4 protein-coding genes are annotated in these 10,775 nt (G+C 54.6%); 1 reads left to right on the top strand and 3 read right to left on the bottom strand.

Annotated elements, in window-relative coordinates:
* Positions 1–35: 35 nt before the first annotated feature.
* The 3 genes from AACY50_RS16355 to AACY50_RS16345 are packed head-to-tail and all read right to left on the bottom strand — an operon-like array spanning position 36 to position 5,156.
* The gene (locus tag AACY50_RS16355; RefSeq protein ID WP_339538846.1) at positions 36–3,053 is read right to left on the bottom strand and encodes a calcium-binding protein; all 3,018 of its coding nucleotides are present in this window, start codon (positions 3,051–3,053) and stop codon (positions 36–38) included.
* Between the two features lie 2 nt (positions 3,054–3,055).
* Positions 3,056–3,910: a hypothetical protein gene (locus tag AACY50_RS16350; protein WP_339430731.1), complete on the bottom strand. Its 855-nt coding sequence runs from the start codon at positions 3,908–3,910 to the stop codon at positions 3,056–3,058.
* A gap of 1 nt (position 3,911) precedes the next feature.
* On the bottom strand, positions 3,912–5,156 hold the full coding sequence (locus AACY50_RS16345; RefSeq protein WP_339430730.1) for a glycosyltransferase family 4 protein: 1,245 nt from the start codon (positions 5,154–5,156) through the stop codon (positions 3,912–3,914).
* Positions 5,157–5,543: 387 nt separating this feature from the next.
* On the opposite strand from AACY50_RS16345, the gene AACY50_RS16340 reads away from it, so the two are divergent.
* Positions 5,544–10,670 (top strand): SET domain-containing protein-lysine N-methyltransferase, encoded by a 5,127-nt coding sequence (locus tag AACY50_RS16340; RefSeq protein ID WP_339538845.1) that lies wholly within the window; start codon positions 5,544–5,546, stop codon positions 10,668–10,670.
* Positions 10,671–10,775: the final 105 nt, after the last annotated feature.

Here is a 10,775-nt window from a genome sequence, read left to right as displayed (position 1 = left end):
ACATCGTTGGGTTTTACAACAACGAACGGCTGCACTCAAAACTGGGGTATCTGCCGCCGACCGTTTACGAGCGGGCGATGGCATCGAAACCACCTATCGAGGTGTCCGGAATTAGTTGACCACCACACATTGCCGTGGTACCGAATTGGATGCTCAGCATAATCCCCGGCCAGCGCGTCGTTACCCTCACCTCCGAACAGCAGATCATCCGCCCCACCGCCCCAGAGTGTGTCGTCTCCTGCACCACCGTCCAGCAGGTCGCTTCCAAAAAAGTGGGCAGCGTCACCGGCAACGCCGTTCAGTACATCATCATCGCCCTTGAGAGTGTCATAGCCTGGACCACCATAAATCGCATCGTTTCCACCGTTACCAGCGAGCCAATCATCGCCACTTCCACCGTCCAATACATCGTTACCATGGTGTTTGCTTTGCAGTCCCCCGCCCCAATCGAGGTTGTCTCCCATTATCGTGTCGTTACCGCTTCCTCCGGCCAGCGTGTCATCCCCCCCATCCCCTGCAAGAAGATCATCTTCTGTTCCACCATCAAGCAGATCCTCGCCCCATCCGCCATTGAGAACATCGCGACCGCCCTGGCCGTAGAGAACATCGTTATCGCCCTGCGTCGAACTGTTAAAGGAGGCCTGTGAAAAGACAGTTCGGTGACTGGTGACACCACCGTCTATAAGCACTTCGACGCGTTTGAATCCCCATTTCTGCTCCAGCGCGCCGGTCGTTTCATCCCCTGATAAAACGTCATCTCCCGCACCTCCAATCAGCGTATCCCGATCGTTACCGCCCAGAAGCACGTCCTGGGATGCCGTACCGATGAGCAAATCGTGGCCGGCGCCTCCGTCAAGCCAATCGCCTCGAGCGGCTTTCCCTTTAGAGTCACCAGCGGCCATGGCTTTTTCGAGCGTCGTCTGTTTATCCCCAAACAACTGATCGTTTCCGTCCTTGCCGAATAATCGGTCTGATCCACCAAGTCCGAGAATGACGTCGTCTTTTGCAGAGCCGTAGAGCACATCGGCCTTGTTTCTCTGTTTTACGTTGGCCAATAGCAACGCGTTGCCCAGCTCATCGTATGAGAACTGATCACCGGGAACATTGGGGTCGATATCTTTCGCTTTCCAGTCGCCCTGGAGAACCAGATCGGGAGCAGAGACCGTATGGTCTTGGTGTTCAGGAAGTCGGATACCAAGCATCCCGGGGCGGAAGTTCTTGATAACGACGAGGTCGTTCAGGCCATATTTGATGTTGAGGGTGGGTTCAGTGAGTTCTTCGATGAGGGTCAGGGTGATGGCCTGATCCTCGGTCGACCAGATATTGCTCAAAGGGGCGCGACGTTTGAGTGAAGGAATCGGCGCGCCGTTGATCCACAGCTGCCCATTGGCGTTGGCGTCGAAGATCTCATCGATGCCATCACCGCTGGAAAACTCATAGCGGTCGCTGCCTTCGCCACCGCTCAAAGAGTCGTTACCCTTTCCTCCGACCAGAACATCATCACCGGCCATTCCGTGCAACGCATCATTGCCGTCGCCTCCACCAAGCAAGTCGTTGCCGCGTCCACCCTCGATGACATCGTGACCTGCCAGTCCGTTGATCGTGTCATTGCCCGCGCCGCCATACAGATGGTCAGTGTTCGCACCGCCCGCGAAAGACCGTGCACCGTCATCGCCGAACATGACCAGCGGATTCAACACACCGGTGGTCATCGGCGCCTGTTTGGCTGAGGCGAGATCGGAGTAGGAAAACTTCTGCAGCGAGTGCTCTCCAAACGAGCCCTGGGTTCGGGCAATCAACCGGGCCAACATCTGCGCACGATCGGCAAGCCATTGCGCGGTGATGAAACCTTCGCCGGTCAGCGGATCGTAGAGTGCCAGTCCGCGTCCGGGGTAACCGTCATCGCGTTCGATGACGATTTCACTGAGTTGCTTCAGGGAATTACGCAACGCCAGGCCGATGGGTGTCGACTCGCCAGCCAGTTTTGCCCATGAATTGGCGTTTCCGTATTCGCCTATCGAACGGGTGACGATGCTTTGGGACTGCTCTGGTGAAAATGCCGAGAAGAATGCGTAAGCGTTGGTGGCGAAGGTTTCATCGGTGGTAGGTGGCGCTGCTGAATCGCCGTTGTAGGTGCGCTTGAACATGTCCAGAAATTCGTTCTGGCCATAGCGCAATATCAGGTCGACCACGACGGAAACCGGCGTGCCTTTCACGACATGCTGAATCAGCGGATTGAGGCTGCCACTGGCGAGCGCGATATTGATTTGCTCTGGCACGACGGAAAGCAGACTTTGCAATGGATTGACGCCGAAATTGCTGATCGCCGCTCGCAGGCCGACACTGTAGGAATCGATGGCGAACAGAATATTTTTATAGTCATCGAGCCTGTTGGCTTTTGCTTGAATCGGCGGGCCGCCATCTTCCCCTTGCGAATCACCCGCAGAGATCAATCTCCAGGTTTCATAGGGCGGCGCTCCACCCAACAGGCTGAATCCGACTGTCCCTGACCAGCCGGCGTTATGGCTCACGGCTGTATCCTTCTCTCCGCAAGCCTCACTAAACAGTGCCTTGCCGATCGCACTGGCATCAATCTCTGCAATCTGGCTGATGGATGGAACCGTCCAGGGTGCCAGCCGACCCGCGAGGGATCCGTCGATCAAAGTATTGATGAAATTGGCGGCGACCTGATTCGATGACAGTTGCATCAGGTTTTCACTGAAGATTTTATTCAATCTCAGTTCACCTTGCCGCGAGGTGTAGCCGCGAATCAGGGCGGAGTAGGCACCGTTTCCACCGTTGGCATCAATGGCCACGGCAAGCCAGAGCCTGGCGCTTTTCAGAATTTTTCCCGCTTCTTGATCGACAGCGGTAGCCTCAGAAACTCTTCCGCCAATAATATCGAATAGTTTTTGATACAGGGGAGCGCAGCTAGCCCCTGTTAATTCCAGCGCAAGATATTCGACATCTTCAGAATCGAACATCAGTCCCTTGCAAATATTTGCTGCATTTAAGATTTCTGTTTTTTCCAGATCATTAAAAACATAACTCATCGTTACTTCCTTGTAATAACAGAGCGTGAAAGATAGCTACTGAGAAACTTAAGCATCTCAGGTGACTCTCGTAATGACGATAGACCGAGACTTACCCGACCGTGCCCTCCGGAAAAATCAAAGCTGTGTAACTCCACAGTGCAAAAAAAATTCAAACTCCCAAAATCCAGGTTTTCCAATTCGGCTCTACTGAGTTTCGCCAATTTCTCGTCAGTCAGTTCCTCCTCAGCAGCCGGGCGAATCAAGCCGTTACAGCTTATCAATCGAGGAGTGCCATCACGCCGCGGCCAGTCAGCAATGACAAACTTTCGAACGGAAGCCTCATTCTTGAAATGCGGCGGAGGTGCATTCAGCCAAAGTTCCAGTCCAGGATAATTTTTCAACTTCACAATCAACTCATCCGGCCAGTTGACGTGCCGATAGCCCCGTTCATGGGGTTCAGTGTTTTCTTTTTTTGTATAAAGCCCAGCGTTCAGCTTATAAAGACGCCAACTTTCAGGAGTCGGCTTTACACTCTGGTCGTGGTAAGACCGTATCTCCGTCCCGGTCCACCAGAAATGCCCCTTGAGCGTATTGGCCAGACACGCTTTCTTATTCGCCAGTTCAGGCATGCCCACATAAAACTCCGGGACCAGAGTCTTATCCACATAGCTGCCGCCCAGTATGGGCACCTGCTTCATGCTCGCCAGCTTCTTTTGACAGGCCTCCTGATCCGCGTAATAGATTGCCATCGCCTCGGCGACCTGTTCTTCACGGATATAAAAATTCACCACGCAATAACAGGCATAAATAAACAAGCCGTATTTCAACAACCTCTTAAACCATTTAACCCATGGCTTGTGCGACATCCGGAGCATTTCAAATCTCCCTGTCAAACTGACGAGCAGGCGGTTTCTTGAGATGCCCGAACATCGCGTTTTCAAATACCTCAAAGTAATGTTTCGTGCCGTACGCCACATCAAATCTGCTCGCCGTCAACTTCGCAGCGCGGCGCAGGCAGTCGAACTCATCAACGGAATCAAGAACCTTGGCAATACGTTTGGCGATACCGTGATGATCGAAGAAATCCACCAGCATTCCATTGTGACCATCGACGATCACCTCCCTTACCGGAGCCGTATCCGACGCTACTACCACACACCCAGCCGCCATCGCCTCCAGTAACGACCACGACATAACAAACGGATACGTCAAATAAACATGAACCTTTGAACAGTCCAGAACTGCCCGGTAAGTCTGGTAAGGAAGCTTCCCTGTGAAATGAACGGTGGAATGATCGAAACTTACCTCTGCCTCCATCCTGCTGCGCCAATTTGCATAGCCAACCGGCTTACCCCCGTAACTGACGTCATCACCGCCCACTATGATTATCTGCGCACCGGGACACTCAGCCTGAATATGCGGGATCGCTCGCATAAAACTGTGAAACCCGCGATAAGGCTCAAGATTCCTCGCGACATAAGTAACGATCGGCTGCCCGGCTCTCAGTTCGACGCCATTGGGCAACCTGACGGCCCCAGCTTTCGCCAAACAGGAACTCTGAATGACGCCCTCGTGAATAACCCGAATGGCCGACTGATAAGCGGCCGGAAAGAGACTGCGCTGCCACCGCGTGGGCGCAATGGCAATGTCACATTGCTCAAGATTCAAAAGATGCAGCGAATTGAGCACTCGCAGCCTTGATGACTCTCTTGTTGCTCGCGGGAATTCAGGGTCGAACCCGGAATCTGCTCCCTGCGCCCGATAGTAATATTCGCAATAGTGAATAAGCGGCGCGTCAGGATAGACATCCTTGACGAAGAGCGTTTCCCCCCATCCGGGATGAGCGAGAATCACGTCCGGCCGATAACCCGAATGTTTCAGCCGGCTCAGAGTTTCAAAAACCTTCTGTCCATCAGTCACCGCTTGTTCGTAACGGGTCAGGTAGGGGTGAATACCGCTCGGCGCTCGGCTGGCAGCGCGGTATCGATATATTTTCACCCCTGCGATACCCGGCGCCGTATCCCGACCTATCGCTAAAACCTCATAACGCCTGTCAATCGCCGCCAGCACCACATGACGGAACTGGCCCGGAAAGTTTTGGTGAATTACAAGAAGCTTCATAGCGGCATCGTCCTTTTATTCGCCGCTGTTGAACTGAGTATTGCTCACCTCGATCGGCAGGAACAAACGCTAACAAATACAAGGAAATGAAACTGTAGGAAGCGTCTGGGAATGCCCTAGGAGATGGCTAACGGGACGACTTTTCGACGGTTGCGTAGTAACGCGGGGCGGCATCCGTTGGCGGATTTGACGGGTTACTGAGCCAGACGCAGGGTCGGACCGGACGCAAATCTACATCCTGTCCGACCGCCAACACGGCGTTTAACTGGACACAAGAACTCGCACTTGATTTATGGAATGTGTTCACCGCGTGTTTTTACACTCGTGAACGCTGGAAGCGCCTAACCGCGCTTTCCCAAGGACGACTCTTTGACTATGGACAGTCTCATGACGGGCAACACCCTAGAACGCACACCTTCGCTGACACAACCGCTCCCCCCCGATGAACCTGAAGGCATCGAAGCGCTGCCGGCTGTCACTGACAGCACGATTGAGCCCCCCTTAGGCAATTGGGGTGGGGCGTTGTCCTGGCCGATTCCACTGAATCCAGACGAACAACGGCGCTTGCGCCTGATTACGATGAATCATGCGCACCACTTGGGCGACCAGCCGTTGGTGATGCAGACCCAGGGTGGTGCGCTGGAGTTTCTGCGTTATCGCTGCCCACTCCCGGATAACATCGCGAACGATCCTGCCCGGATACTCGAAATCCTGATCGGCTCCGCGCAAGGGCAACTGATGGGCAATGCGCTGCAACGAAGAATGCAGGGTATCGACAGCGAAAGCAGTGCGATGGATTACCTGCTGGCAGGCATCACACTGCAACTGGACCCCGAATCGATCACTGCCCCTGATCGGCGCAAAACAGCCGATTTTGATCTGGCCAGTGATCAGCATTGGGGCCGGCGCGCCTCTGAAGTCGCAGATAACCTGGCTGATCACTTGAGCCGGGAAGGTAGAACCAGCGCTGCCCTGGCGAAAGCCGGTGCGTACCTTTTGCTGGGCAGGTCGGCACCGCAATTTCTGATTGAGGACATACCCGGGAATGTAAAAGTTGGCAGTCTGGCATGGGCGAACCTGACCATTGCGGCAATGACCATCGAGGCTCAAACACCGGGCAAAGTCCCCGGCATGTCGTTTGCCCAGATCATGAGTCAGTCTGAAAGTGCTCGCCTGGTTGACCCTGCATCCAGCCAACGCATTCAGGCAGCCGTATTACTCGATTGGGCTGTCGCCAACCAAATCATTCTGAAACGGCACGCTGATAACTACCCCGCCGGACAACTTGAAACGATAAGGGCGGCATTTAACCAGGAGCTTGATGAGCGGCTTGTTGCCGCCAGAATACTGGACAAAGAATTACCGACACGAAAAGACATTGCCCTGGCCGTATTGATAGAGCGATTTGGCGATCTGGGCACGCTTTTCGAGGTCAAGGCACTCCACACGGATACGTATCGCGGCGAGAGTGGGCAGTCGGGTTTCAGTGGCATTCATTCGCTACAGGATTACGCGATGATGGATTTGCCCAATCCGCGGCCGCTGGCATCCATTGATGCCCGCATCCCGTTGGAGGCATTGAATAACAACCCGGCGTTTGGAGTGCGGGAAGCTTTCGAGCAGCAGTTCACGCGCGCCATCGAGGATAAAAAAGCCGCCGTCAATACAACGGTCAGGCACATGATCTGCCTGCTCCCACTGGAGGACAAAAAGAACTTCGAGTTTGGAAAAATCAGTTTCTTCCAACAAGGTTCATATGTGTCAGATGGTTTCTTTAATCATACTCCTTGCCCGAACGAGCCCGGACTGCTCATCAGAACGGAGCTGAGCGGCAACCTTCGGGCGTATGAAATCAATATCAATAAAGACACGATTGAACGAACAGCCCTGCACAGGGCAAAGCACCGGGAATCAAGGGAAGCCAACAAATATTTTACGACCAGAGAGCTTATCCCCCGTGAGGCGGCAAGTGAGCTGGGGCGTGAGCGCGCGTTGAGCGAATCACTTTTTAACAGTTTCAGCAGCGCTCGGTCCCGTGCGATTGCCGACGCCTTTGTGCAACATCTCGATCTGGATGATCCCGCAATCAGAGCGCTGGCCCGCGGGCAGACACCCATGGACGAGTACTACCAGCCCAAACCGCTGGGTGAGTTTTTGTTGAACCTGATCCCCTTCCGATCAGCCATTGTCAATTTTCAGCAGGGCAACTATGGCGCGGCGGTGTTTGATCTCACCGTGGATATATTCGGTTTTCTCACGGCGGGCGCCGCCACTGCAGGAAAACTGATCAGGATCGGCAGCACTGCGCTCTCCACTGGAGCCAAGGCCTTGAAGACCGTCCATGTCATCGGCGTCGCCACAATCGATGTGCTCAACCCGGTGGGCGGCTTGGGTGATCTGGCCAGACTGGTGGGGACCGGTGGCCTTTATCTACTGTCCAAAGGCGCCAAAACCGTCAACCGGCTCAGGGGCGCTGCCGACAGTTACGAAGTATCGAAAGCTGTCAGCAAACAGTATGACGCAGCGGCAACGGGCACCGTAAAAGTCGCCGGCCAGACTGTGGAAGGCGCAGCTGTATTGAAGAACGGTCAATGGTATTCATTTGATGCCGACACGATGCGACCTTACGGCAGTCCGATCGAGGAGTTTGCAGTCACCACCCAGGCGGTCGCCGGTAAAGTGGTCACTTCATACCTCGATGAGTTGCACGAGCTGAGCCATGCTCTGTTCAGTCACTTCAGTGTGCCCGAATCCAGCATTGCCGGGCTCTCGCGCAACGGCCAAGGGATATATGTTGCCGCCGACGGGCATCTCTCCCACATACGCCATACCGATAGCAGCGGTAAAACAGCGGTGTACGAGGTCAGGCAAGTCACTCGCAGTGAAGATGGCGTCGTGCAGGCGCGGGTCTATCACCGCAACCGGCAAACCGAATTGCTGATCCAGCATCTCCGCGGTGACCAGTGGCAACGACTGGGCGCGCAAGGGGGGGGACGGGAGATTAGTGCATTGCATTTACGGATGTGGGAAGCATTGTCCCCGGCGCAACAGCATCAAGTTACCCGCGGCGGCTTTGCCCGACAGTATCTACTGCCGCGAAATACATTTGAGTACTACGTCAAGCCTGGCGGTGAATTGAGCGCTGCCGGCCTGCTGGTGCGTGACCGACCCGCAGATACAGCCTTCAATCTGCCGAACGTAGCGCATGTCCGTGAATGGCAGAACATGACGCAGAAAGCCCGTGACGAAATGACCATGGGGGGATTTGCCGGTCTGCATCACTTCAACCCGGCAACCTTCAGAAGTTACGCAAGAGCCGACGGTCGCTTGGGGCCGGCCGGCGAAGCGCTGCTGCACAGCGCGGCCGGTGGTGCCTATAACAAATTCGGTTATGACCATTTACACCAGTGGAATGTGCTCTTCAGGCAACCGGGCAACACGGTGACAGAAGCGCAGTTCATGCATCAACATCAGCTCAACCCCAACATATGGCGAAAACATGTCAGGCAGGATGGGTCGCTGACAGAGGAGGCGATCAAACGTCTGGACAAGGTGAAAAAAAACACCGATCAACCTGTCCCGGATCAGCAACCTGATACGCAGAGAGTTCCGGAAATCGACTGGCCCGGCCGGGTTCCGAAGGGCAAGACTCGAAGGGTCACTGCCGAGCACCTGCGGCAATGGGAGGCGCTGCCTCAAGCAGAGCAGCAGAAGCTGACGCGTGACGGCTTTGCGCTGCAGAACAATCTGCCGCGAAAAACATTTGAGTACTACGTGAAGCCTGACGGCCAATTGAGTGAAACCGGCGTACTCGTGCGTGACCGTCCGACAGACAAAGCCTTCAACAGGACCAGCGAAACGCATGTCCGTGCCTGGCAAAACTTGACCCAGCAAGAACGTGACACCATCACAACTCAAGGATTTTCCGGTCTTCATTTTCTTCACCCGGAGACTTTTGCGGGCTATGTACATGCCGATGGAAGCCTGAAACCAACCGGACAATCCTTGATGCACCGAGCGGCCGGTGGCACCTACAAGACTTTGACCGATGAACATTTACGTCAGTGGTGGGTGCTTTCCGGGCAGCGCGATAACACCCTCACGGCAGAGGAATTCATCCGTCAACACGCATTCAATCCTGCTACATGGCAGGCGAACGTCAAAGTCGATGGATCCCTCAGAACCGCAGCCTTGCACCGTATCAAAAATGCCTTGCCTCCTGAAATGTCCACCCAACTGACAGGCCGGACTTCGAGAGTGCGTAAGCAAAGGGTCATTGCCGAACATTTGCGGGACTGGGAGGCATTACCGCAAGCGGAGCGACAGAGGCTCACACGCAAGGGGTTTGCCCGAGAGAACAACCTGCCTCGGAAAACATTCGAGTACTACGTGAAGCCCGACGGCGAGTTGAGCGCGACTGGCGTATTAGTGCGTGACCGTCCTGACGACTTACCGTTTAACCAGCCGGAAGAAACACATGTTCTTGCGTGGCAAAACATGTCTCAGCAAGAGCGAGACACAATGACCATCGAAGGATTTGCCGGTCATCATCATCTTTATCCGAACACTTTTTACAATTATGTCCGGGTCGATGGCAGTCTTGGGCCAAGGGGGCAGTCCATGATTCGCAAGGTTGCAGGCCATTCGGGGCAAAGCTCCATGCCACGCCTTGAAGGCCAACAAGCTGAAACGAGTACGCCACAAAAGCGTCCGGCGCCGGCCTCACTGGAGTCACCGCCGCCGAAAAGACCCGCCGACACGCCAGACCGTGTCGCAGAAGTTCCGGGTCCCTCTTCGGACATCTTGCCTGTCGCTATCAAAGTTGAACCAGGGATCTCCTCGTCGTTGCCTCATCAGGTCGACAACAACCTGCCGATTCTGCAGGACCCGCGAAACCCGACAATCAGCCGGACTTTATCCCTCGAAGGGCCGATAGATGACATCCGTATCGCCCACTGGAATGGCCTGCTTGACGGTCTCGATAACGCAAGCAAAAAAAACGTTTCAAGCCAGATCAAGGAATCGATCAAAGACTGGTTGCGTACCGAAGGACGGCATCAATCACGGTTTGATCAAACTCTGGAAGTGTTCACGGCACTGGATGACGGTGGGCCCAATCGCGGCGCGTCAGTGTGGGCACGACGCGATATTGCCAAATTTGAAGTGCTAGGACCGTACGCAGGCAAATTCCATGAATCAGAAGCGTCGTTGTTTCAGGAAATACGCAAACAAGGTTCAAGGGCTGTACTGACCTACTTGTTCGGCACACGGTCGGGCAATCGCTCGGTGAGTGCGCTGCACACGGGCAACAACCTGAGCCTGATCAATACCTCGCAATTGGGCGGTGGGCCGGCGTGGCGCTCGAATAACGTCATTTCCATCGCAGTGGGGAAAAACCTGACGTTTTACGTGGCGCTGAATGACATCAGGAAGGGTGAAGAATTGCTGGTTGATTACGGCCTTTCCTATAAGCCAGTGCCTGATATAGCGATTAAACCGGACCCTAGTCGATGAGTATTCAGTTCCGGCGCCGAGCCTGCTATGGCCATTAATCCTGCGTTTACCGTTGCGGCTGCATCCTGACGATATTCCGGGCACAAAAAAGCGGCGCTTTATGCG

The organism is Pseudomonas sp. RA_15y_Pfl2_54, from assembly GCF_963971015.1.
Taxonomy (GTDB): Bacteria; Pseudomonadota; Gammaproteobacteria; order Pseudomonadales; family Pseudomonadaceae; genus Aquipseudomonas; species Aquipseudomonas baetica_A.
The sequence above is the reverse complement of the archived record's forward strand: the minus strand, read 5'-3'. Positions and strand labels throughout refer to the sequence as shown.

Coding starts and splice junctions, on each gene's coding strand:
- AACY50_RS16355 (WP_339538846.1), bottom strand. CDS start 3,053: ATGAGTTATGTTTTTAATGATCTGGAAAAAACAGAAATCTTAAATGCA.
- AACY50_RS16350 (WP_339430731.1), bottom strand. CDS start 3,910: ATGCTCCGGATGTCGCACAAGCCATGGGTTAAATGGTTTAAGAGGTTG.
- AACY50_RS16345 (WP_339430730.1), bottom strand. CDS start 5,156: ATGAAGCTTCTTGTAATTCACCAAAACTTTCCGGGCCAGTTCCGTCAT.
- AACY50_RS16340 (WP_339538845.1), top strand. CDS start 5,544: ATGACGGGCAACACCCTAGAACGCACACCTTCGCTGACACAACCGCTC.